Raw genomic sequence first — 21,947 nt, forward strand, 5'->3', positions numbered from 1 at the left:
TTTCGACCAAGGGTGATCCGTGATTTCGGAAACAACGCCTTCCATCGCGTCCGCAGACCGAAAGCCGCCGATCCTTCGGGGCGTCCGCGTCCTCGATCTCAGCCGCTTTCTGTCCGGCCCGCAGGCGACACTATTTCTCGCTGGTATGGGCGCCGAAGTAATCAAGATCGACGAGCCGAAAGGAGGAGACCCGACGTTCACGGCACCTCCGTATTTCGGCCCTCGCGGCGTCGCCTTCGAGCGCAGAACATCGGAAGATCTAGGCATCGCGTATCTCAAACGGACGCGCGGCAAGAAATCGATCAGCCTCGATTTGAAGAAGCCAGAGGGGCACGAACTTCTGCTCAAGCTCGTCCGTGAAGCTGACGTGCTCGTCGAGAACTTCAAGGTCGGCGTCACGGCCAGACTGAAGATCGACTACGACAGCCTGCGCGCCGTCAATCCGAGGCTGATCTATTGCTCGATTACCGGCTACGGAGCGACGGGACCCGAGCGGCACCGCAAGGCCTTCGACTTGATGGTCCAGGCGGCGACCGGAATGATGAGCATTACGGGAGACCCAGCCGGACAACCGAGCAAGACGGGTGCGTCGTTGTCCGACGGAATCGCGGGAACGTTCGCGATGGCCGGCATTCTCGGTGCGCTCTACCAGAGACACGAAACCGGCGTGGGCCAATTCATCGACGTCTCGATGGCCGACTGCTTGCTTTCGCTCATCTTCGACGAGCCTTTCGAGTGCTATGGCGATCTCGGATTGGCTCACCGTCAAGGCAATCGGATCGCTAGATTCTCTCCGTTCAATACCTATCGCGCGGCCGATGGTGCGGTAGCGATCGGCGCAGGAACGACGACGGACTGGACGAAGCTTCTGGAGATCATGGGACGACAAGATCTCTTGAAGTCCGCCGAGTTCATGAATCCGGGCTGGCGCATAGAAAATAACGATCAGGTCGATGCCGTCGTCGGTCAATGGGCGGAGTGCATGCCCGTCGACGAGATCATCAGCCGTTTGGACGAAGCGGATATCACTTGCGGACCGATCCGGACGATCGACGATGTCGTCAGTTGGGACCAACTGCGGGCCCGCGACATGCTCCAACCTGTACGCAATCCGCATCTGCCGTCGGCCGCCGGCCCGCTTGCTGCGGGCTTTCCGCTGAAATTCAGTGAAGCCGACGCCGTTCATGATCCTCGCGTTCCGATGCCACGCGAGCACAACACCGAAATCTACGAAGGTCTTCTCCGGCTCTCAAAGCAGGAGGTCGCTGGTCTTAGCAAGACTGGGATTGTCTAACGCACGTTCAAGAACTCTAAGAAAAGCAAACCGCACAGGAAACGCACATCGTGATCTCGATATCGGAGAGCAAGGACTTCGGCTCAAAAGCGGCTCGCAATTCGTTGCAGCGCGCACCTACTGGGTTGTTCGCGCGCCTCAGGTCAATGGCCTGGTGGGGCAGGGCAACGCGAATGCTTATCTGCTCGCTCCTACCATTATCCTTCGCCGTCGGGCATGCTACCGCTCAACCATATCCAAGTCGTCCAATTACGATGATCGTTCCCTATGCTGCCGGTGGACCAACGGATACCGTGGCGCGGGTTGTTGCCGATGCAATGGGACGCGATCTGGGCCAGCGCATGATCGTTGAAAACGTGGCCGGAGCAGGTGGCACCATCGGGTCCTTGAGGGCCGCCAAATCGGAGCCGAACGGATACACGCTCATCCTCAATCACATCGGAATGGCGACAGCGCCGACCCTTTATCCCGGGTCGGTAGATCCGCTTACGTCTTTCGAATACATCGGGCTAGTCGCGGACGTGCCGATGACTATCGTGGCCCGACGGTCATTTCAGCCGAATACTCTGAAGGAATTGATCGACTACACCGCCAAGCAGGGAAGCAAGATCACCTATGCGCATGCGGGAGCCGGAACGGCATCACACATCTGCGGGGTCCTCTTCGCGTCTGAGACTAGGGCGCAACCGGTCACCGTTCCTTATAAGGGTACAGGACCCGCCATGATTGACCTGCTCGGTGAGCAAGTCGATTTCATGTGCGATCAGACGACCAACACGACGAACCAGATAAAATCTGGCGAAATCAAAGCGTATGCCGTCACGACAGCCCAGCGGATACCGGCGCTTGCCGACATCCCTTCTGTAAAGGAGGCGGGTCTTGGAAACTTGGAACTGTCAATTTGGCACGGGATTTACGCCCCAAAGGGAACACCTGTCGAACTGACGCGCAAGCTGACGTCGGCTCTGCAGGTCGCGCTCAAGGACGAAGCCGTCTTGGACCGCTTCAATCAACTCAGTGCGATTGTAGTTTCAAATGAAGAGGCGAGCGCGGCAGGATTAAAGGCAAAGCTCGAGGCCGAAATCGCGAGATGGAAGAAGGTTCTCGCTTCAGAGAGCCCTAAGTAATTGCTCTTGGGCTTGCTCCGTTGCGATGCTCCAAAGCATCGTGCTGGGCGGGGAGTTATTAATGGACGGAACAGGCGGCTTTTGCGAAAAACCCGGGTGATTTGGAGATCGACCGGCATGAAGACTAAGTTGCGCGGCGCGGACGTTGTCGCAGAGTCATTGGAACGATTGGGGTGCAGCAGGATCTTCACGCTGTCCGGCAACCACATCATGTCCATCTTCGATGCTGTCCTCGACACGAAGATCCAGTTGACCCACGTGCGGCACGAAGCAGCCGCGGTGCATATGGCTGACGGGTGGGGCCGGATCACCGGCGACCCAGGCGTGGCGATGGTGACCGGCGGTCCGGGCCACGTAAACGCGTTGGGAGCGTTGTTCGCGGCCCAAGCGGCGGAATCGCCAGTGGTGCTTCTTTCGGGGCACGCGGCGACGTGGGAGCTGGGGCGAGGCGGTTTCCAGGAAATTAGACAGGCGGACATGGCAAAGCCAGTGACCAAAGCGTCATGGACGGCAAAGTCGACCGCTACACTCGGAAAGGACATCGGCGAAGCGCTTCGGTTGGCCCAGGAAGGGCGCCCCGGACCCGTCCATGTCAGTTTACCGTCTGACCTCCTCGACGAAACAGTCAGTCTGGATGAAGTTGTTTGGCCAGATGTCTCTGGCGCGATTGGCGGAAGAGATATCGAAGCGGAGGCCGCGGATAAGATACTCTCTGCGATCGCGTCGTCCGAGCGGCCGATCATCTTTGCACCGCCCGCGCTCTCGAGCGTAGATGGACGTTCGCTTCTCAAGGAATTGGAACTTGCGACCAACGCACCGGCGGTCATCCTTGAAAGCCCGCGCGGGGCTGCCGACGCAACTCTGGGCGCGTTCGCGGATCTCGTTCAGTCGGTCGATCTTTCGTGCTTTTGGGTAAAGCGCTGGACTTCACCACCCGATGGGCCGCAGCGCCGCACTACCGACCGGACGTCCGACTTGTCGTCCTAGATCCAGATGCGGCTATGGTCGGACGCGCAATGAATGAGGTCGGTGCTCGCGTTCTGGTGGGGTGCGTAGCGGACACGAAGGTTGCAGCCCGGACGCTGATCGCGCGTGCTTCCAGTTCGCCCCGGCGAAATCCAGATTGGCTCACACAAGCCCGGTCGGCGTTGGACGACAGACCTGCGGAATGGGCCACCGTCTCCTCGTCTACCGAGGGACGACTTCATCCAGCCGAAATGCTGCGCGTGCTGCGACCCTATATAGATCGCGACAAAGACGCGGTGCTGGTCTCCGACGGCGGCGAGGTTGGACAGTGGGCACAGAGCATTCTTCCATGTACACGTCGAATGGTGAACGGCGTATCGGGTGCGATCGGAAGCTCACTCTCTTTGGCAATTGCCGCTCGGTACGCAGAGCGAAAGGCGCCGATCTTTGCTGTCCTCGGTGATGGCAGTCTCGGTTTCCATCTTTCTGAGTTCGAGACAGCGATTCGATGCCGCTTACCGTTCGTGGCCGTTGTCGGAAACGACGGTTGTTGGAACGCGGAAAGCCAAATTCAGTTGAGATCGTACGGCGCGAACCGCATGCACAACATGGATTTGCTTCCAGCCCGATACGACCTTGTCGTCGAGGCGCTCGGCGGGCACGGTGAACTCGTCGAACGTGCCGGCGATCTCCCCGGCGCGATCGACCGCGCGCTTGCGAGCGGGAAACCGGCTCTCATCAACGTCATGACGGAAAGTATTGCAGCTCCCACGATACGGCTTACAATTTGATCGCTTGACGCGCGGAGCGGCAAAGTAGGGAATTTATGGCCGAGCTGATTTTGCACCACTACGACTTCTCGAACTATTCCGAAAAGGTTCGCGTCGCGCTGGGCTACAAGTCACTGGATTGGTCGAGCGTGATCGTACCGCCTGTGACGCCGAAGCCGGACCTCACGGCGCTGACTGGTGGATATCGTCGCGCGCCTGTTCTACAGATCGGTGCGGACATCTATTGCGATACCCGCCTGATCTTGAGGGAGCTGGAGAGGCGGCATCCACTACCGAGTCTATACTCTCCTGGACAACACGGCTTCGCCAATGCCGTCGCGGCGTGGGCGGAAGGCCCGCTCTTTCGTTCGGTGATGCTGTACGCGTGGGGCACCAACCACGACCTAATGCCGCCGGAACTTTTCGAAGATCGAGCGCGGATGAGGGGCTTGCCCGTGCCTAGCGTGAAGTCTGTCGAGCGTGTGGCCGCGCGCTCCGCTCCGTTGGTCCGGACACAGATGTCCCTCATCGAGGATATGCTGGCAGACGGTCGCCCATGGATATGCGGGCCGAACGTGACAGTGGCTGATCTCGCCATCTTTCACGCGATGTGGTTTCTCACAGACCGAAGCTCACGCCTGGCTCATGAGTTCAACCGCTTCGAGCTGCTCCGACAATGGATGTCGCGTGTGAAGGGTTTCGGCCACGGGCGGCCGCGGTCCATGAGCGCCGGCGAGGCGCTCGAAATAGCGCGTGCTTCATTGCCTTCAGACCCGCGGACTTCGCTGCGGCAGCCAGAGGATCCAAAGCTCGGAAGCCGTGTCGAAGTTCGGGCTGCCGATTATGCGCGGGACGCAATCGTCGGAACCCTTACGTTCGTCGACGACGACGAACTGGCAGTAGGGATCCACAACGACCGGGTAGGGGATGTCGTCGTCCACTTCCCGCGCATCGGCTTCGAGCTGAGAGAGGAACGTTAGGCCGAGTCGTATCTCGCCGTTGTCAGCGATCTTCAGCGTGCCGTCCGGCCGCGCTGTGGGCTCAAGGAATCAACGATCAGTATCGGAAGTGACGCGCGGGCGCGGCAAGGCCCGCTAGGTCGCGGGCTCCGGCGCCGGCCGACCGTTCAGGCCCGGACGGAAAAGCGGGTGAAAGCGGTCAATGTCTGAAGCCGGGGTTCGACGTCTCGAAGATAGATCTCGGTCTTGAGGAACGCGATCTCATCCGCCAGCGCGCTCTCCTCGACGTCGGCGTACCAAGACCGGGGTCGGCCGTCGCTTCCGTCCGACCAACGGTAGCCGCGACGCTTCAAAGCGTCTTTCAGATCGAATGGCGATTGCTCCGCCCACACCCTCATCGTCTTTTTCCGCGCTTGCTCAAGCAGCATGGCGAGCGCCGGCGCACCCGTCGCCGGTAGGTCTAGCGCCAGTATCTCGAGCAGCGCGTGGCAATCGTCGACGGCCCTGTGGGCCTGGTGGAAGAAGCCGGCACCGTGCAGCAGATAGCCGAGGCGCGAGCCCTCGAAGCCGTGCTGGCGCCATTGAACCTCGGTCGCAGAACACCCCCAAGCCTTCCGTTCAAAAATCGGCCAGTACCGTTCCGCGAACTTCCGGTCGAATCCGCTGTTGTGCGCGATGATGATCACCGCATCGTCGACGAACGCGCTGACAGCCGCCTCGTCGATTCTGTGACCGGCCACCAGGTCGTCGGTGATGCCGGTGAGCGCGGTGATCTCGACCGGGATCGGGATCGATGGCTCGTTGAAGGCGGAGAACGTGTCCCTGACGCCGGCGATCCGGCCGTCCGGCAGATAATCGAACTTGACCATCCCCAGCTCGATGATCTCGTCCTTGCTGTGATTGAGACCGGTCGTCTCGGTGTCAAGCAGGATCCCGATCTTGGTTGTCTGCCCGTTGGTCATGGCGAACTCGGTTCGCGGCACCAGGCGCCGCAGGACCCGATAGTCCGCCGACCGTCCCAGCGCCTCCGCCATCGCCGCCAGATCCGCCGCGTCCTGAATAATCTCGTCTCGGTAAGGTTGGGGCGATGCGGTCATGCCGGGTCACAATACCGGCCGGGACCGGCAACGAGGTACTGGGAAAACGAGCGATTCACGGCCTTTTCGAGGAATTTCGTTCGATCCGGTCGTGCTCCGGTCAGACGCCGCTGTGGGGGCGGCGGCCGGGCCAACTTTTTGCGGCCCGGCGCCCGGCGCCTGTCGGAACCGAGGGGCGACGTTCGTCTTGAATCCGCATCAACCGTTTCGGAGTTCCGCGTACATGGCCCCACGCGCCAATTGGAAAGGCTTCCTTCGGCTGTCCCTCGTCACCTGTCCGGTGGCGCTATACCCGGCGACGTCCGAGTCAGAGAAGATCAGCTTCAACCAGATGAACCGAGCGACTGGCCATCGGATCAAGTATCTGAAGGTCGACGCGGACACGGGCGAGGAGGTTGCCAACGAGGACATCGTCAAGGGCTACAAGGTCGACACGGACACTTTCATAGCGGTCACCAAGGAAGAGCTCGAGAACGTCGCCCTGGAATCCACCCGGACGATCGAGATCGATGAGTTCATCGACCGCAGCGAGATCGATCCGCGGTACCTCATCCGCCCCTACTATCTGCGTCCGGACGGCAAGGTGGGCCACGACGCCTTTGCCGTAATCCGCGAGACCATCCGCGAGATGAACAAGGTCGCAATCGGACGCGTCGTGCTGACGAACCGCGAGCACATCATCGCGCTGGAGCCCTTGGACAAGGGCCTGATGGGCACGCTGCTGCGCTATCCGTACGAGGTCCGTGACCCGGCCGAATACTTCGACGAGATCCAGGATGTGAAGGTCACGAAGGACATGCTGGACCTGGCCCGGCACATCGTCGATCAGAAGTCCGGCAACTTCGAGCCCGACAAGTTCGAGGACCAGTACGAAACCGCTCTGGTCGATCTCATCAACCAGAAGCGGGCCGGCAAGCCGATCGTGCCGAAGGAACGCCCCCGCGGCGAGAACGTCGTCGATCTGATGGAAGCGCTGCGCCGCAGTGTCGGCGGCGCGAAGTCCACGGAGGCAGCTTCTGCGCCGAAGAAGCCCGCGAAAAAGGTGAAGAAGGCCTCCGCCGGTCAGAAGGAGATGCTGATGCCGATCGCGGGCAAGAAACAGGCGAAGGAAACGGCGGCGAAGAAGCCCACAGCCAGGCAGCGGAAGTCAGCCTGAGAACAGGAAAGCCGTATGGATATGAAAGAAGCTTCGGCGATGACGGAGGCCTCCGGACTGGTCAGCGAGCAAGGCTCCGATGGGCGACCGATCGAGTCCGCTTCGCAGGACTTCGCGATCCGCTGCGCCGAGCGGCTGCGCAAGGTAACCATTGAGGCGCCGCTGCAGTCGCTATTCGTCGCTTTCCTGCTCGGCATCTGGGTCGCGCGACGGGGCTAGGAGATCCGCGAGCCGGCGCGCGCCATGGCCAGAAAGCTCAAGACCTTTCAGACCTCGCTCGGCTTCTACGATCTCGCGATCGCGGCGCCGTCGATGAAGGCGGCGCTAGAGGCTTGGGGTGCCGGCAGCAACCTTTTCCACCAGGGCGCCGAAGAGACCGACGATCCCGATGTGGTCGCCGCGACCACGTCGAAACCCGGAGTGGTGCTCAAGCGGCCGGCGGGATCGAACGGCCGCTTTGCCGAACACGCTGACCTACCTGATCTGGAGGACGAAGCAAGCGGGCGGAAGAAGACCCGTCGTCCTGAGCCCAAGAGGCACTCCCCCCAAGATCAGCGACAAGGATGCACGCAAGGCCGCTGTCGAGTTCGAGCGCGAGCGGAAGCGGCGGGACGCCGAGCGTCGTAGGGAGGAGGAGGCGAGGGAGAAGGAGCGGGCCAAGCGCGCGAAGCTGGTCGCGAAGGCGCAGACGACGCTGGACGCGGCGCAGCGGGAGCACGACGAACGGTCGGAGGCCCTCCACGCCGAACGGGCCGCGATCGAAAAGCGGATCCAGGCCGAAGACGAGCGGTGGGAGAAAGAAAGGGAAAGGCTGTCGGCCTCGCTGCACCGCGCTCGGGACTAACGCATCCGCGTCTGGCGCCAAGACTCGTCTCGGCGCAAAAGCGATTTGCTGGTGGATGAGCGACCTAGCCTTCGTCCGGCGGACACTCCGGGCAGGTGTCGCCGATCGAATCCAGGACATCGTGAATCTCCTCCATGGCTTTTTCCGCGGAGATGCCGGCCGGCGGGGCATGCCGGGTGAGATCTGCACCCAGCCGTGCTCCTCGCATTCCCGGATGGCGCCGGCCTCGTTCAACACCGAGATGGCCCAGCCGCGCAGCGTGCGGATAGTTGGTCGCTTTTCCTTCGTCATCAGCATCGGGATCACTCCTGCCAAGACGAATCCTTCCGACCGCGGGCGCGTTCCCGGCGGTTAGCACGGGTCAGGGATTCCGAAATGCCGAGGCTCCGGCTAGTCCACATGTTCCATCGAGCTGCGCGGAGTCCTATGTGGCCGGCGCCGGGTCTTCCTTCTCGCCGGTCGCGACGATCTGCAGCGCACCGTCCGGAAGCGGCCGCTGCAGCGCCTTGGCCTCTTCCCAGGGGGCGCGCATCCAGACGTCGTACTCTTCGGCCGTTGTCAGGACCACCGGCATCGCCTTCGGATGGACGCGAGCCACTTCAGCGTTCGGCTCCGTCGTGAGAAACGCGTAGATGTCGGCGGTGATTTCGCCCTCCTTTGCCTTGCGCACCGACGTCCAGTTCGTCCACAGACCGGCGAAGGCGACCAGTGGCCGGTCTTCGTCGGTCGCGAACCAGACCGGCACTTTCTTGCCGTCGATGGTGTCGTATTCGGAGAACGACGTGACCGGCACCAGGCAGCGGTGCTCAGGACCCAACCATCGTTTCCAGTGCGCACTGGAGACATTGCGGATATTGGTGGTTCCGGAATCCGGCTCCACCCGGAGCAGCTCCTTGAAGTCGACGGTCTTGCCTTTGGCCTGCAGCTTTTCCGCCCGCTTCTTCGTCGCGTCCATCAGCGCGCGCTGCGAGCTCGGCATGCCCCATCGCGCCATCGCGATCTCGCGTCCGTCCGCAGCATTGCGGACGATCGGCGCCGGATAGTCGGGAAAGATGTCCGGCATCGACGGGAGGTTGCCGACGCGGCTGTTGAGCGCGCCGAATAAGCGCCGGATCGCGTCGACGTTCTTCGTCATCGAGTAGAGATTGCACACAGGTCAAGTCTCCGGAGCGGCCTGATGAGGTCGGGACGTCAGTTGCAGGAGCGTGGCGGGCGGCCGGCGTCCGGCCTTAGCACATTGCTGCAGCGAAGCCGGTTCGCTAGGTCATGGACGGCAGTCGTCGGCGGATGGCGAAGCGCGGCGAGATCTACCTCTCGCTTCGTCCTGCAGCGCGAGCATTCGATCTGGAGCCAACGGTGGCCCCCGTTCACGGCCTGGTCGACCGTCGGCGAAGGATCGATTGGGCCACCGTCGGCCCACATCTTCTCGTTCCATGACTCGCAGAGCAGCGTGTCGGCTTGGCGAATCAGCGCCTCGCCTTTGGCCCGGGCATCGGCCGCCTGTCCGGCGAGCATCGTCGTCATCGCGCGGGCCTTGCCCAACTCTTTGGCGAGGGCCTTTCGATCTCCTCCGGAGAGGGGCGTGGGGTGGTAGCGAGGAGCCATCCGAGCCTAGCGTGGCGTGCCGCTTGGCGCGCTATTCGAACGACGGCCAGCAACCGTCTTCCTCATGCCGTCCGGTGCGCTGCGTACAGGTGTTTTCTAGTAGTTTTTGACCGACGTCCTTCCAGACGGCGAGGGGGCTGTACAGGCGGACGGCGTCGGCCTTCTGAATCTCAACGATCCTGGCGCAGCGGCTGCAGGAGACCCGCAGCACGTGGCGGCCGATCTCGGACAGCCTGCATTCCTGGACCAGTCTTGCGGCGCGAAGGTCCCTGAAGAGCGCTTGCCAGTATGCGGGGGCAAGTCGTCAGCGGGACCGACGGGGGGCGTCGGCGGGGCGTTTTCGCCGGCGCCAGGCGCGTCGGCCAGCTTCTGGATCTGTTTCATGGTCGGAAAGCGCCAACTAGCGGGTCGATAGGTCATGAATTTGAGTATAGAACATAACAAGAACAAGTCGAGTCTGCCCATCCAAAAATGCGTCTGTGGGGAGGGGAGGAGTTCGGAGCGGCAATCCGAGTGCCGAGTATGGATGAGGCCGCCGCGAAGCCATCGGCGGGGGTCCGGAGAAAGTCGGCTTAGGTGGACTTATGTCCGGGGGATCGGTGGTGCTTCGGGAAAACGCGAATTTCCCAGATCGACTTGCTGTGGCTCAAGCGTGATAGGATACTGGGGGACGCTTCGATGACCTTCACGATCGGCATCATCTCGGATACGCACGGCCTGCTTAGGCCGGAGGCTCTTCGCATGCTGGCTCATGTCGATCACATCATTCACGGCGGCGACATCGGCGATCCCGAGATCATTACCGCGCTGCGGAGAATTGCCCCCGTCACGGCGATCAGAGGGAACGTGGACACGGGCGAGTGGGCTACCGGCTTTCCCGAAACCGAGTTCGTGCAGCTCGCGGGACGTCTGATCTACGTTCTGCATGACCTGCACACCCTGCAGATCGATCCTGCAGCTAAGGGTATCGATGTCATTGTTTCCGGGCACTCCCACGTGCCGAAGATCAACACCGAAAACGGCTTACTCTACGTGAATCCCGGCAGTGCCGGGCGCCAGCGCTTCAATCTGCCGATCACTCTAGCAAGCCTCGAAGTCACGCCGGACGGATTGAACCCGATCATCCACGACCTTGAAGTCGGATAGGCCGGGCGCGGCACAGCCAGGCGTGAAATTCCGTCGTCTCGCGCCGAAGTGCACGCCGCATCCATGTGCTGCGTCAGATGGGCAGATCGAGCTGAGGTACGGCTTCGTCGTTACCCTGCGTTTGCAGCGAGGACATTGACACGCCCAGCAGGCGGACCGACTTCGGGAAAGGCATGTCGGCTTGCAGCAGAGCGACCGCCAAGCTCTCCAAGTCGTCCCGGCTCGACACGACCGTCGGGACTGAGCGGCTCCGCGTGATGATCTCAAAATCGAAGAATTTGATCTTGAGCGTCACGGTCCGACCCCGGTTGCCGGTGCTCTCACAGTGGCGCCAAACCTTGTCGATCAGCGGCCGGAGCTCGGCGGCCATAACGTCGAAAGTCGTGAGGTCGGCCGAGAACGTGTTCTCCGCGCCGATGGACTTGCGAATACGATTGGCGCGGACGGGACGGTCGTCGACCCCGCGCGAAATCCAGTAGTAGAAGGCGCCCGACTTGCCGAGATTGGCGTTCATGAACTCCAGCGTCTGATTGCGAATGTCCATTCCGGTGAAAATGCCGAGGCCGTTCATCTTCGCGCTCGTGGCCGGACCGATGCCGTGGAATTTGCCGACCGGCAACGCTTCGACGAAGCTCGGTCCCATCTCCGGAGAGATGACGTATTGCCCGTTTGGCTTGCGGTGATCGGAGGCCAGCTTAGCCAGGAATTTGTTGTAGCTGATCCCCGCAGAAGCGTTGAGGCCGGTCTCGGCCTTGATCTTGTCGCGGATCCGCAGCGCGACGTCGCGGGCGAGGGGAATGCCTTGCAGGTTCTCGGTCACGTCGAGATAGGCTTCGTCCAGCGACAGCGGCTCGATGATGAGGGTGTGCTCGGCGAAGATCTCGCGGATTTGCCGGCTGATGGCCTTGTAGATTTCGAAACGCGGCTTCACGAAGATCAGGTCTGGACACAGCCGTTTCGCAGTAACCGAAGGCATCGCAGACCGCACGCCGAACTTCCGGGCTTCGTAGCTCGCAGCGGCGACGACGCCGCGCTGCTCAGAGCCGCCGACCGCGACGGGTCTGCCGCGCAGGTCCGGATTGTCCCGCTGCTCGACCGACGCGTAGAAGGCGTCCATGTCGATGTGGATGATCTTGCGCTGCGCCGAGCCGCCGGCGTTTTGCTCTAGATCTGATGGGTTCATGCGGCGATGCTAAAGCAGACCATGTCGCAAGTCTAAGGCTACGGCCCCGATCCGTTATCTCGACCGAGACCAAAAGTCAGCTAGGCAGCCTCCGCACTCGGCGGCACTTCCTCGCCGCGCTTCTGGTTTATCAGGTTCAGCAAATGCGCCGAGGCTCGCGCATCGCATAGAGCACGATGATGATTTTCGAGCTCGATTCCATAGATCTCGCAGAGTGCTTCGAGTCCGTATGACTTATGCCCCGGATACCGTCGGCGCATCCCTGCGCACGTGCAGAGCTTCGGAAACCGGAAGCGTCGCTCCAATCGCTCGAATTCATAGGCAATGAAGCCGTAATCGAAGTTGACGTTATGGGCGACGAAGATGCCGTCGGCCATGAACTGCATGAAGCTGTCGGCCACTTCAGAGAACAGGGGCGCGTTGCGCACCATCTCGTTCGTGATGCCGGTTAGTTGAACGATCTTCGCGGGGATCGAACGCTGCGGGTTGAGCAGACTGTGCCACTCGTCGACGACGCGATGGTTCCGAACCTTTACCGCGCCGATTTCGGTGACGCGGTCGCCGTTCGACCAGGCGCCAGTCGTCTCGATGTCGACCACGACGTAGTCCTGCTCGATGTCGAAACGATAATCCACCCGGCCGATTTCGGCGAGGATCCCGGCAGCGCCGAATTGACGCAAACGGGTCAACTGGTTGCGCCGGATGACGTCGCCTTCCGCCTTGATTTCCATGAAGGAAACCTTGCCGTCACGGACCACCATGAGATCGGGGAAACCATCTCTCATGCCACGAAAATCGTCGCACATCGCGCGAAGGATCCGGGCGATGGCGCCCGGATCGGTTCCATCGAACAGGGCGCGCAGCGCCTCGACCTGCACGTGATCCCAGGCGAAGATCCCGTTGGGGTGGCCCCATCGCGCCGCGACGGTGCGCAGGATGGACGGAAAGCCATTTCCGAGGGCGATGGCTTCCAACTTTTCGTCGATCGTCGAGGCGAAGAGCCGATGGAAGCTGCGGTCCTTCAGACAGTGCGGCACCCAGTCGAAGCCGCTCGGCATCTGCGTGCTTTCGAAGAGTTCATCCCAGAACAGCAGACCGAACAGCGTGTGCCACAGCACGTTCTCCGTGTAGTACACCTTGGCGCCATCGCGGCGCAGCACGCCGCAGACGCCCGCTTCGGGGTTGCCGCGATGGGTATCATCGACCGTGATCACGCGTCCGGAGCGAAGCAATTCGGTGTAGAGCCCGGTGCGGCGTCCTCCGAACTTACGAGTGTAGAAATCGGTGGCGAAGAGATGCTCGCCGTCGCTGGCCGGATCGTCGATCATCCGCTTCAGCAGTTCTTCGGCTCCGACGCGGTCGCCGTCGCTGTAGAGCAAACGCACCAGGCGCTCGTTGCAGTCCGGCGAGGAACCCGTTCGATAAAGCTGCAGGGCGAGGGCGCTCTCGGCGGCCTTCTCGAAATATAGTCCCGTCCGATGCGCCGCCTGGCTGCGGAGATCGGCTGCATATTCGGTTCCGCAGACAGGTCCGTCGAGTACGTCGACGGCAGCCTGCCGGTAGATTGCCTCCGATCCGACCTCGAGGCGATCGAGAACCTGGCTGTAATGGAAGGAGGCAAGCGCCTCTTCGCCGTCGGTGAACCGAGCGCTGAACGACGTCTCGCGGTTGGTACGGAGAATCCCTATGTCGCGCAGCGCGAAATTCTTCAGGTCGACCTCGGTCTTGCCGAAGTAGAGATACAGCAGAAATTCAATAGGCCGCGTTCCGTCGAGCGCGATGAACTTGTGAGCGCCGCAGTGCTGGGCGGCTACGGAGAAGGGGACCTGATTGAGATAATAGTCGACGAACTTGGGCTTCGACCACGACTTGCGGACATCTCCTCGTCCGGCCGCCTGCGCGCCGGTGACCAAGACATCCTTGGGAAGGCAGGCGACAAACGCCGCATAGTCGGCTTCGCCCAGACTGCGAGCGTGACCGGCGGCCATCAAATCGGAGGCCGCGCGCTGGACGTCCGCGATTTCGGGGTAGTTGAACAGCGATCGATTGAAGATCGCACCCCGTCGGTTGACCATCCGGATCAGCAGGCATCGGGCATCCCTGGAAAGTGCCTCGAAGCGCGCGATGAAGGCATGGTGCTCCGCGGTGAGGATCGGCCCGTACGTCCGCTGCACAAACCCAAGCATCTCGACGAAGTGGTCGAGATAATAATAGACGGGCAATACCGGCAGCTCGGCCACGCGCACCTTTCCGCGACGAGATTCGACTCGTTCTACTTTTGTTCGATGGCTACTTGAGAAGTCAATAGGTGGAGGGCGCTTTCTGCGTAGGTATTCGTCATTGGCCTAAGGAACCCGCCGCGTGTTCGTCGACTTGATCGGGGCCGCCGGAATAACCCGGAGCAGAAAGCGAGAGGACGGGCGACGCAAAAGCACAGGTGGATTTCGGCCAACGGTCGGCAACCGCCGCTAAGAATTTCGATCGTGCTAACGTGGTGTATCTGACGTCGATGACTTCCCGCCGAGACCAGTCGACGTAGGAAAGCACGCGAGTTCTGGAGCCAGAGGACTTAGACGCTTCTCAGGATCGACAAGGTCGCCGGGTCCTTGCCGTCCGGGTAGAAGGCCGCGATGGCGTCACTGAAGGTCGCCTCCGTCGAGACTGCGTCGAACAGTGTCATGCTCGATCGAAACTTCATGTCGTCCGGCGATCCGAGAATATCGGTGATCGACTTGTCCCTGGCCGCCACGACGAGCCGGGTGCATTCGACTAGGCGCGGTCCCAGGACGTCGTGTTGCAGATATGCAGCGGCTTCCGCGCGAGAGCCGATAGCGAAGCGCTGCGCCATCGCGCTGAAGCCAAGACCAGCGATTTGCGGGAAGACGAACCACATCCAATGTGACGTCTTACGGCCGCGGCGTAGTTCTTCGACGACCCGCCGGTAGACCAATTCTTGGGCGTCCACGAAGCGCTGGAGGTCGAACGGATCGCTCACGCGTTATCCCTTCCATTTTGGCCGTGACCGGCTTGTCCGACCCGACGGACTCAACGTAACCACGCGAACGGAAATCCACCAAGGACGGCGACAAATAATGCCAGGGCGAAATATCGAACTGCCAAAGACCGGTTACGCGATCGAAATAGACGGTATTCTGAAATCCCAGTTCGCCACGAAGAAAGGCGCCGAGGATGGCACCGTCGAACTGAAGCGCCGCTTTCCGAAGGTTCGCATTCGCATCTACGACGCCATCCAGCAGACGAGGTTCGATCCGCCGGTTTAGTCGGGGAGTTCCAAGTTTATCAGTGGCTGCAGTTCGACTGCCATTGCGTCGAAATCGGTGAGGTCGCTTGACAAGGTGTTTTCGGCGCCGACCGATTTCCGGATCCGGTTCGCGCGGACCTCGGGACCGGCTGGGTCAGGCAGCGGATGCCGCCGCCGCCGCGCAGGACGGCATTGATGCGGAGCATCCTGATCTCGCGTCCCGGAAACAGCGCGGCGAGTTCACATCGGGCATCCTGGTCGCCAGCCGGCGCGCCGAAGCCGGCGGTGATCAGCGAACGGCGGGTGACGAAGAAGTTGAGGTAGGTGGCGGCGAAGCCGGCGGGCTCGCCGGCCAGGGCGCCGGCGTCGGGCGGCGCGAAGCGGCGGAGCGCGGAAATCCTGCCGTCCGCGACCGCGCGCTCGAGGGCGGCGATGTCGCGTTCGCGCCTGCGCCGGCCGCGTCCGCGGGGAGCCGGCTCGACGAGCAGGGTGCCGTCGGGCGCGAAGGCGAGACAGCCGTCCGGATGGCCAGAGGTGATCGGTTCGTCGCGGTCGCCGTCGAGCCAGATCGTCGTGCGCATGCCGAGAGAGGCGAAGTCCGCCGAGAGGCGATCCTCGGAAAGGTGCGGATTGCGGGCGAGCAAGCAGCTGCGGGTCGCGATCGCGACGCCGCGGCCGTCCGGAAGGAAGGCGCCGCCCTCGCTGACGAAGGGGACTCCGACCACGGGCACGCCGAAGTCGAAGGTGCGCGCCAGGCGGTCGCCGGGGCGCGCCGGGCGCGAGCCGTCCCAGCCGTTGAAGTTGAGGTCGATCGCGACGGTCCCGGCGCCGCGGCGTGCGAAGACCGGGGCGATGTCGCGCATCCAGACGTCGTCGACCGGTGCCGGCACGATCTCGATTTCGGCGCCGGCGAAGCGGCCGCGCGCGGCGCCGACCAGGTCCGGCGGCGTCAGCAGCGTCACCGGCTCGTCGTCGGCGATGGTCCTGATCACGGTCTCGAGCTCGCGCTCCACGCGGTCGCGGTCGCTCCCCCATTCGCGGTGGACCGCCCAGGCCATGACGACCCGGGCGTGCGGCTCGAAATCGGCCGGAATGCGGACCGCAGCCTCCGGCATCAGGCGGCGGCCTTCGTCGGCTGCGGCCACGAGGGGATTGCGCCACTTCCAGCGCCAGGGAAGGTGGGCGTCCCTGGTGATGTTGAGGCGCGTCCTGATTTCGATGTCCGTGATCGGCTCGACGGGGCGATAGAGGCGGAACGGCTTGTCGAAGAGCCAGGCTCCGTCGAGCGCCATGGTGATGTCGAGCGCCTCACCCACGTTGCCCGGACCGCTTGCGATCCGCTTCTCGTAGCCTCTGGCGCGGTCGCGGATCAGGCGGTCCGCCTCGGGGTCGACGCTGCGGCGGGTGGCCATGACGTCGAGACCTAAGAGCGGGATCCCGGCGCGGACCAGTAGGGAGCTCGCTCGGCCCCTAGGTCCGCAGACCAGGTCGAGCGCCAGCATCCCGGCGCGGTGGTAGGGGTGGACGTAGGCGTGGCCATGGGAAAGGCGCTGCGTGGGATGGTTATGGCAGGCGCCCTCGTCCTGGTCGTAGGCTTCGAGGTCCGGCAGTCCGATGGCAACGTCGCCACCCCGGTAGTCCATGGCGATCACGGATCCGATCAGAAGCGGCCCCACCTCGTAGGAGGGGGCGGCCAGGAGATCCGGCTCGAGGGGGACGTAAGGCTTTCCGAAAAGCTCGATCATCTGAAATCCTCCAAAAAATCGACGTCGGCGACATGCCGGCACCACGGAGGAAGCCTACGCGAGATTCCGCTTCAAGTAAAATAATCTTTATATTTCAATAAGTTACTATATATCTATATTTGAGGCCTCCCGTTGCGCGCGACCTTTTGCCCCTGTTGTTGCCGCGCCGCTGGCGTAGGCGCTGTCCCGGACCACGCCTTCCAGGCCCACCTTGCAAGCATGTCACGACGTGACGCCAGCGCCGCTCAGGTCGCCGGGAACGACACGGCTTCGTAGGGATGAGCGGGGGATCCCAGGAACGCCGCCGCGAGCGCGTCTCCGTGTTCGGCGACCGCCTTGCGGGCCGCCGGAACAAGCTCGTCCCGGGACCTGCGGAAGTCGTCCAGCATGATGGACTTCGGATTCGAGGGCGGATCGATGCGTCTGACCGATGGCGGACCGAGCAGCAGCCGCGCCTGGTTGGTCGCGGCCAGCGACTGCAGGCGCATGGCAGCGAAAATCAGGTTATACCAGGTCAGCTTCCCGCCGAGGACCGACTGCAAGCGGGAGACGACGTACGGATCGTCGCCACAGCCGAGCGTCAGCACGTCGATCTGATCCCACTCCAGGTCGAAGCAGATCATTGCTTCGATCACCGCCAACATGACTGGATTGTTGGCCCAGACGCCGCCGTCGACGAGCGTGTAGCCGTTGTGCTCGAAAGGCCGGAAGTAGGTCGGCGCCGCGGCCGTCGCCAACGCCACTTTGACCATGGGTTCGAGTCGATCGAACTTGTAGTCGCGATGGTGAGGCGTCTTGAAAACGAAGACCTCGCTGTGCTTGCCCTCGAAGGCTGGAATGCAGAGCCGCACCGTGGAATCGCCTAATAGTTTGCTGCCGAGCGCGGCCGTCAGAAGGGACTCCAACGGTCCGCGTTCGTAGTTGTATAGGACGCAGTTGCGCGCCCCCGTCCACCACCACCGAGCGCGCGCCCAAGGGGCGTCCGACGGCTGCGGGAACACCTCGGGACCACGTATCAGGTAGAGCTCGGCCATCTCGGTCGCGGTCAGGCCAGCTCCTAGACCCAGTGCGAGGATGCCTCCGGTCGACGTGCCTGCAACCAGATCGAAATGGTTGGCGATCGACGCGCCGGCGAGATAGCCCTGCTCGAGCTCGGCAAGAACAGTTGCCGGGAACAGTCCCTTGATGCCGCCGCCGTCTATCGACAGAATCCTGAAGCGTTGTTCCTTTGGCCAAGGTTGTTTGATTCGTCGATCAGGATTGGCCAAAGTCGACCGCGGTTTTCCTCTCACGTTCAAGGTCATGCAATTTCCTCGGTCGCTGACGCCGCGCCGACGGATAATCGAAGGGCATGAACGTTCGAAGCATCGCAGACGGAGACGAACAGACCGTCGGGAGTGGGAGCGCGCCCGACGATTACCATCACGAAGCCGTTCAGCGCATGTTGCGAGCGTCGCACGCAATCGGAGATGTTGCGGCTATCGACGATCGAAGGGGACGGGATATCCTCGGGATGGGTGTGCCAGCATCCGATGAAGTGGAGACCGCGGCGGAACATCCCGTCGATCTCGCGCTGCTCGGCCCGCTCGTCGGGCCAGTAGGAGTAGCGCCCCCGACGGTCGGTTCGACGCGGCCCGGTGATAGCGCAGACGTCGATCGTCGGCAGCGTCAGACGCGAAAACAACAGGCCCCCGGCCTCGCGATGCCAGAAGCGCATCTGCCGATGTCGGTCGAAGTGAGCGAGGACGGCGTCGTCGAACGAGAGCCGCTGTCCCGAATACCCGATGTCGAACGAAGTCACGCCGCGAGAATCCTCGCCTTGCGGCCCCAGCGTCGTTCGATGATCGTGGAGCCGTCGAGCGCATTCGGCGCGACGGCACGCAGTTCATCGCTCCACGTACCGCCGACGGCTTCCACCGCTGCGCGCCTGGCGAGCCAGATCCGATGTGTTCCGGACCGAATTTGTCCGAGAAGAACGTCCAGAGCGGCCTGCGCGACCATGGAGGTGACGAAGCCAAGTTCCACCGGACCATAAGGATCGAATGCCGCTCCGCATGCCGGTTCGTACCTGCGCGGATCCTGCGCCCATCTCGCGGCGACCAGATGCGGCGTGCCGTAGGCGTCGAGACCCGCACGAAGACTATCGCCGGGGGCGGAGATCGCGATCGCGTGGCCGGCAGCCGCGTGCGGCTCGGTCCAGCCGTAGACGATGGGCATGCGACGTCCCTGAACCGCGTGCCACTCGTCGAGGAGGGATTCCGCCGGCCAGTCGCCCGTGACCGAAACTATCAGGTCGACCTCGGCGAGGGGATCGTCGGCGCGCAACAGCAATTCCTGCACTTCAGCGACATGATGGATCACCTCGAGGTGGGGTAGGGCCGCTCGGATCTGGCGCGCAAGCGCCGGTGCCTTCGGATCGTCGATGGATTCCACGCCAAGGGAATGCCTGCCGATGTTGGCGCTTTTCAGCACCTGCTTGTCGACGAGGACGAGCTTTCCTACCCCGGCTCGGGCGAGCGCGTGCGCGACCGGCGCTCCGACCGATCCGCAGCCGAGCACGGCGACGGTGGCGCCTCGCAGCTTGGGGACGCGTGCGTCGCTGTCGCGGCCGTGGATCCAGGCCGCATCGATGCGCTCGACCGAGTGTCGGTCGCACTGCTCGCCGCCGAAAAGGCGGGCTCTTACCACGTGTTCCGGCACGGCCGAAGGGCGGAAGCCGGCGGAAAGAGGGTCGCGTCCCCGGACCACGGCGGGACGGTTCACGACCGCGGTCGCGAGGGCGGGACCGGCTTCGGCGAGAGCGCCGAACAGAACGAAGGTACGGGCAAGCGCCTCGCGCGCGAGTTCGTCGAGCAGATCGGCGCTGCCCCCGCGCTCGGCCAGTGCGTAGACGTCCTTGGCGGACGACGGGTAATCCGGGGGTATCGGCACTCGATCGAGCCAGACGAACGCGCCGGCGCGGGACTTGATTTTCGAGGCGGTCACCTTCGGGGCGGCATTGCGCAGCCAGGCGACGAGATGGTCGTCGCTCTCGGCGACGACGGTCTGGCTCGCGCCCTCCCAAACGCGGACCCGACGCGAAGGCGGACCGGGATCGAGTAGCGACAGCACGGTGCGATCGCCGCCCCGTTCCGCATGATGCCAGTAGGTTAGGAATTCGGTACGGAAGTCGCCGTCCAGTTCGCCGCGGATCGCGGCTCCGACCATTGTGAATGCCTCGCTTAGCAACGAGGCCACGCCATCGTACGGATCGTCCACCGACATCGTGGTCGTACCGGGAAAAAGGCAGAGGACGCCGTCCCTCTCGACGTGAGGCCAAGTCAGAAACGGTGGCCGATCGACGAGCGCGATGCGAGCCGGTGTCGACGGGAAACCAGCGGTCACGATCACGTCGAGGCGGCGGAGCCCGCCGGGAAAATCTGCGGCGAAGCGCCAACCCTTCTCGGCGGCGCGTCCGCGGTAGGCTGCGAGCTCTCTCCGGTCGAGCCTGCGCGGCTGCAGGCCGATCTCCTCCCATCGCGCCTCGACGACGGCGACGGCCGCGTCGAAGCGCTCGACGAGAGGATGGCTCGCCTCAGGCATTTCGGCGATCTCCTTCGATGCGGGGTGGCGCGCGCCGCGCTTCGGCTTCGCTGCGGACGAGGCCGGCCGTCAGCACCGCTGGAGCGCCGAGACGGGCAGCGGACCGCTTGCGCACACGGTCGGCGACGCCCCGGCCGACCGACTTGGCAAGAGTCTCGGTGATGAGCTGCTTGTTCGAGAGCTCGGCGGCGTAGGCGAAGTCGTGCCGGGCCTGTTCGAGCCACTCGAAGAAGGCCGCCGCCCGCTCCGGATGTTTGCGCCATTTGTCCGCGAAATTTTCGCTCGGATCGCTCGGGTTGGCCACCACGTAGTTGCCGTCGAGCGTCTGACCGATGAACCGCTCCATGCCGTTTAGGATGGCGAACAGCGCTTCGGAAATTTTCGCCTCGCCGTTATAGGCGTGAGCCGCGAGCGTGGTAAGGATGATCGAGATCGGCCGTTCGTCGGAGCGCAGGACGAACATGATGTCCCGATGCCGCTTGAGGATCATGACTGCCGATTGCAGCGGAGTACGCACGGCGTAAAACGGGATCGGCTCGGTGCCGGCGCGCACGCCTTTGCGGATGAGCTCCCGTTTGCGCTCCTCGAAGATTACCTCCATGCGGCTGAGGAACCACTTGAGGTATCCGCGCGGATTCGATCGCGGCCAGTCGGCGGACACGATCCGGTACGCGTGATGGTCAATATCGGTGATCGCGATCGCGGTGTCGGCAAACCTGTCATCGAACCCGTGCGCCTTAAGAAGGGCACGCTGCTCGGCGGCGTTCAGCAGCCCCGGAGTCACGTCCATGTGGAATTGAGCGCCGTCCGCGTATTCGAGCCGCCAGCAGCGCCGATGCTCGACGACCGGTTTGTTCATCTTGTGCTCTCGGGCGTAGACGACCATCTCGTCCCCGAGTAATTTCTTGAGGTTCTGCTGCGTCGTCTGCGATTTGTCCAACTTGCGGAATTCGCAGACCGCGTCGACGTCGTAGTCCTCGGCATCGCTGGTCGGCGGGATCACCGTACCGAGACCGAACGATCCCTGGACGTGCACTTGCGGGTCGTACTGGCGGATGCTCGAGGTCGGTCTGTTGAGAAATTCGCCCAAAGATTTGTAGCTGCGTTCGGCCTTTTCGTAGGTGCTTTCCGGAATCGCGAGCGAATCCGCGAGGTCCTCGAGCGTTTCTTCGGCTTCGGGGGTGACGCTGGGGCGCACGTGGACGTTCATG

General features: G+C 62.8%; 19 protein-coding genes and 5 pseudogenes. 10 read left to right on the forward strand and 14 right to left on the reverse strand.

The window, feature by feature from the left end:
• Positions 1–19: 19 nt before the first annotated feature.
• The 5 genes from ACFXS9_RS12920 to ACFXS9_RS12940 all read left to right on the forward strand — a co-directional run bounded on the left by ACFXS9_RS12920 (position 20) and on the right by ACFXS9_RS12940 (position 5,137).
• Positions 20–1,294, forward strand: a complete 1,275-nt coding sequence (locus ACFXS9_RS12920) for a CaiB/BaiF CoA transferase family protein (protein ID WP_392689378.1) — start codon at positions 20–22, stop codon at positions 1,292–1,294.
• A 173-nt stretch (positions 1,295–1,467) separates the two neighbouring features.
• Positions 1,468–2,421 carry a tripartite tricarboxylate transporter substrate-binding protein gene (locus ACFXS9_RS12925; protein ID WP_392699758.1) on the forward strand — a complete coding sequence of 318 codons (954 nt, stop codon included), beginning with the start codon at positions 1,468–1,470 and terminating at the stop codon, positions 2,419–2,421.
• A gap of 117 nt (positions 2,422–2,538) precedes the next feature.
• The gene (locus tag ACFXS9_RS12930; protein ID WP_392689380.1) at positions 2,539–3,408 is read left to right on the forward strand and encodes a thiamine pyrophosphate-binding protein; all 870 of its coding nucleotides are present in this window, start codon (positions 2,539–2,541) and stop codon (positions 3,406–3,408) included.
• A gap of 230 nt (positions 3,409–3,638) precedes the next feature.
• Positions 3,639–4,178 (forward strand): thiamine pyrophosphate-dependent enzyme, encoded by a 540-nt coding sequence (locus ACFXS9_RS12935; RefSeq protein WP_392689382.1) that lies wholly within the window; start codon positions 3,639–3,641, stop codon positions 4,176–4,178.
• 35 nt (positions 4,179–4,213) lie between these two features.
• Entirely contained in the window at positions 4,214–5,137 is a 924-nt protein-coding gene (locus tag ACFXS9_RS12940) for a glutathione S-transferase family protein (RefSeq protein WP_392689384.1), read from the forward strand.
• A 146-nt stretch (positions 5,138–5,283) separates the two neighbouring features.
• Here ACFXS9_RS12940 and ACFXS9_RS12945 read toward each other — a convergent pair whose 3' ends face one another.
• Positions 5,284–6,213, reverse strand: a complete 930-nt coding sequence (locus ACFXS9_RS12945) for a 3'-5' exonuclease (protein WP_392689386.1) — start codon at positions 6,211–6,213, stop codon at positions 5,284–5,286.
• A gap of 223 nt (positions 6,214–6,436) precedes the next feature.
• Between ACFXS9_RS12945 and ACFXS9_RS12950 the strand changes: the two genes are divergently transcribed.
• The 3 genes from ACFXS9_RS12950 to ACFXS9_RS12960 all read left to right on the forward strand — a co-directional run bounded on the left by ACFXS9_RS12950 (position 6,437) and on the right by ACFXS9_RS12960 (position 8,213).
• On the forward strand, positions 6,437–7,369 hold the full coding sequence (locus tag ACFXS9_RS12950) for a Ku protein (protein WP_392689388.1): 933 nt from the start codon (positions 6,437–6,439) through the stop codon (positions 7,367–7,369).
• Between the two features lie 15 nt (positions 7,370–7,384).
• A complete protein-coding gene (locus ACFXS9_RS12955) occupies positions 7,385–7,588 on the forward strand; it encodes a hypothetical protein (RefSeq protein ID WP_392689390.1) in 204 nt (67 codons plus the stop codon).
• Positions 7,589–7,826: 238 nt separating this feature from the next.
• On the forward strand, positions 7,827–8,213 hold the full coding sequence (locus ACFXS9_RS12960; RefSeq protein WP_392689392.1) for a hypothetical protein: 387 nt from the start codon (positions 7,827–7,829) through the stop codon (positions 8,211–8,213).
• 64 nt (positions 8,214–8,277) lie between these two features.
• Here ACFXS9_RS12960 and ACFXS9_RS12965 read toward each other — a convergent pair.
• From ACFXS9_RS12965 to ACFXS9_RS12980, 4 genes and pseudogenes are all read right to left on the reverse strand, one after another.
• Positions 8,278–8,510: pseudogene (locus tag ACFXS9_RS12965) on the reverse strand (hypothetical protein).
• 127 nt (positions 8,511–8,637) lie between these two features.
• Positions 8,638–9,366, reverse strand: a complete 729-nt coding sequence (locus ACFXS9_RS12970; protein ID WP_392689394.1) for an SOS response-associated peptidase — start codon at positions 9,364–9,366, stop codon at positions 8,638–8,640.
• 3 nt (positions 9,367–9,369) lie between these two features.
• Positions 9,370–9,818: pseudogene (locus ACFXS9_RS12975) on the reverse strand (hypothetical protein).
• 31 nt (positions 9,819–9,849) lie between these two features.
• Positions 9,850–10,238 (reverse strand): annotated as a pseudogene (locus ACFXS9_RS12980) (hypothetical protein).
• Between the two features lie 258 nt (positions 10,239–10,496).
• Between ACFXS9_RS12980 and ACFXS9_RS12985 the strand changes: the two are divergent.
• Positions 10,497–10,964, forward strand: a complete 468-nt coding sequence (locus ACFXS9_RS12985) for a metallophosphoesterase family protein (protein WP_392689396.1) — start codon at positions 10,497–10,499, stop codon at positions 10,962–10,964.
• Between the two features lie 73 nt (positions 10,965–11,037).
• On the opposite strand, the gene dinB is transcribed toward ACFXS9_RS12985, so the two are convergent.
• From dinB to ACFXS9_RS13000, 3 genes are all read right to left on the reverse strand, one after another.
• Positions 11,038–12,147, reverse strand: coding sequence for a DNA polymerase IV (gene dinB / locus ACFXS9_RS12990; protein ID WP_392689398.1), 1,110 nt, complete (start codon positions 12,145–12,147; stop codon positions 11,038–11,040).
• Positions 12,148–12,227: 80 nt separating this feature from the next.
• Positions 12,228–14,387, reverse strand: coding sequence for an exonuclease domain-containing protein (locus ACFXS9_RS12995; protein ID WP_392689400.1), 2,160 nt, complete (start codon positions 14,385–14,387; stop codon positions 12,228–12,230).
• A gap of 329 nt (positions 14,388–14,716) precedes the next feature.
• Complete coding sequence (locus ACFXS9_RS13000; RefSeq protein WP_392689403.1) at positions 14,717–15,142, reverse strand: DUF1810 domain-containing protein; 426 nt, start codon at positions 15,140–15,142, stop codon at positions 14,717–14,719.
• Between the two features lie 97 nt (positions 15,143–15,239).
• Here ACFXS9_RS13000 and ACFXS9_RS13005 point away from each other — a divergent pair, with 97 nt between their 5' ends.
• Entirely contained in the window at positions 15,240–15,428 is a 189-nt protein-coding gene (locus ACFXS9_RS13005; RefSeq protein WP_392689405.1) for a hypothetical protein, read from the forward strand.
• A gap of 14 nt (positions 15,429–15,442) precedes the next feature.
• Here the strand turns inward: ACFXS9_RS13005 and ACFXS9_RS13010 are convergent.
• From ACFXS9_RS13010 to ACFXS9_RS13035, 6 genes and pseudogenes are all read right to left on the reverse strand, one after another.
• Positions 15,443–15,547, reverse strand: a pseudogene (locus ACFXS9_RS13010) (DNA polymerase IV); the annotation flags it as partial.
• A 62-nt stretch (positions 15,548–15,609) separates the two neighbouring features.
• A pseudogene (locus ACFXS9_RS13015) lies at positions 15,610–17,154 on the reverse strand (DNA-3-methyladenine glycosylase); the annotation flags it as partial.
• Between the two features lie 245 nt (positions 17,155–17,399).
• Positions 17,400–18,458, reverse strand: coding sequence for a CBASS cGAMP-activated phospholipase (locus ACFXS9_RS13020; RefSeq protein ID WP_392689407.1), 1,059 nt, complete (start codon positions 18,456–18,458; stop codon positions 17,400–17,402).
• A complete protein-coding gene (locus ACFXS9_RS13025; protein ID WP_392689409.1) occupies positions 18,455–18,955 on the reverse strand; it encodes a Mov34/MPN/PAD-1 family protein in 501 nt (166 codons plus the stop codon). The genes ACFXS9_RS13020 and ACFXS9_RS13025 overlap by 4 nt, the downstream gene beginning before the upstream one ends.
• The gene (locus tag ACFXS9_RS13030; RefSeq protein ID WP_392689411.1) at positions 18,952–20,736 is read right to left on the reverse strand and encodes a ThiF family adenylyltransferase; all 1,785 of its coding nucleotides are present in this window, start codon (positions 20,734–20,736) and stop codon (positions 18,952–18,954) included. The genes ACFXS9_RS13025 and ACFXS9_RS13030 overlap by 4 nt, the downstream gene beginning before the upstream one ends.
• Entirely contained in the window at positions 20,729–21,946 is a 1,218-nt protein-coding gene (locus ACFXS9_RS13035; protein WP_392689413.1) for a nucleotidyltransferase, read from the reverse strand. The genes ACFXS9_RS13030 and ACFXS9_RS13035 overlap by 8 nt, the downstream gene beginning before the upstream one ends.
• Position 21,947: the final 1 nt, after the last annotated feature.

The organism is Bradyrhizobium sp. RDI18 (genome assembly GCF_043203335.1).
Classification (GTDB): Bacteria; Pseudomonadota; Alphaproteobacteria; order Rhizobiales; family Xanthobacteraceae; genus Bradyrhizobium; species Bradyrhizobium retamae.

Excerpts from the sequence above, each read along its gene's own strand:
- ACFXS9_RS12930 (WP_392689380.1), top strand. The coding sequence starts at position 2,539 with ATGAAGACTAAGTTGCGCGGCGCGGACGTTGTCGCAGAGTCATTGGAA.
- dinB (WP_392689398.1), bottom strand. The coding sequence starts at position 12,147 with ATGAACCCATCAGATCTAGAGCAAAACGCCGGCGGCTCGGCGCAGCGC.
- ACFXS9_RS12950 (WP_392689388.1), top strand. The coding sequence starts at position 6,437 with ATGGCCCCACGCGCCAATTGGAAAGGCTTCCTTCGGCTGTCCCTCGTC.
- ACFXS9_RS13020 (WP_392689407.1), bottom strand. The coding sequence starts at position 18,458 with ATGACCTTGAACGTGAGAGGAAAACCGCGGTCGACTTTGGCCAATCCT.
- ACFXS9_RS12940 (WP_392689384.1), top strand. The coding sequence starts at position 4,214 with ATGGCCGAGCTGATTTTGCACCACTACGACTTCTCGAACTATTCCGAA.
- ACFXS9_RS12955 (WP_392689390.1), top strand. The coding sequence starts at position 7,385 with ATGGATATGAAAGAAGCTTCGGCGATGACGGAGGCCTCCGGACTGGTC.
- ACFXS9_RS12985 (WP_392689396.1), top strand. The coding sequence starts at position 10,497 with ATGACCTTCACGATCGGCATCATCTCGGATACGCACGGCCTGCTTAGG.
- ACFXS9_RS12925 (WP_392699758.1), top strand. The coding sequence starts at position 1,468 with ATGCTTATCTGCTCGCTCCTACCATTATCCTTCGCCGTCGGGCATGCT.
- ACFXS9_RS13005 (WP_392689405.1), top strand. The coding sequence starts at position 15,240 with ATGCCAGGGCGAAATATCGAACTGCCAAAGACCGGTTACGCGATCGAA.
- ACFXS9_RS13030 (WP_392689411.1), bottom strand. The coding sequence starts at position 20,736 with ATGCCTGAGGCGAGCCATCCTCTCGTCGAGCGCTTCGACGCGGCCGTC.
- ACFXS9_RS13035 (WP_392689413.1), bottom strand. The coding sequence starts at position 21,946 with ATGAACGTCCACGTGCGCCCCAGCGTCACCCCCGAAGCCGAAGAAACG.
- ACFXS9_RS12935 (WP_392689382.1), top strand. The coding sequence starts at position 3,639 with ATGCTGCGCGTGCTGCGACCCTATATAGATCGCGACAAAGACGCGGTG.
- ACFXS9_RS12945 (WP_392689386.1), bottom strand. The coding sequence starts at position 6,213 with ATGACCGCATCGCCCCAACCTTACCGAGACGAGATTATTCAGGACGCG.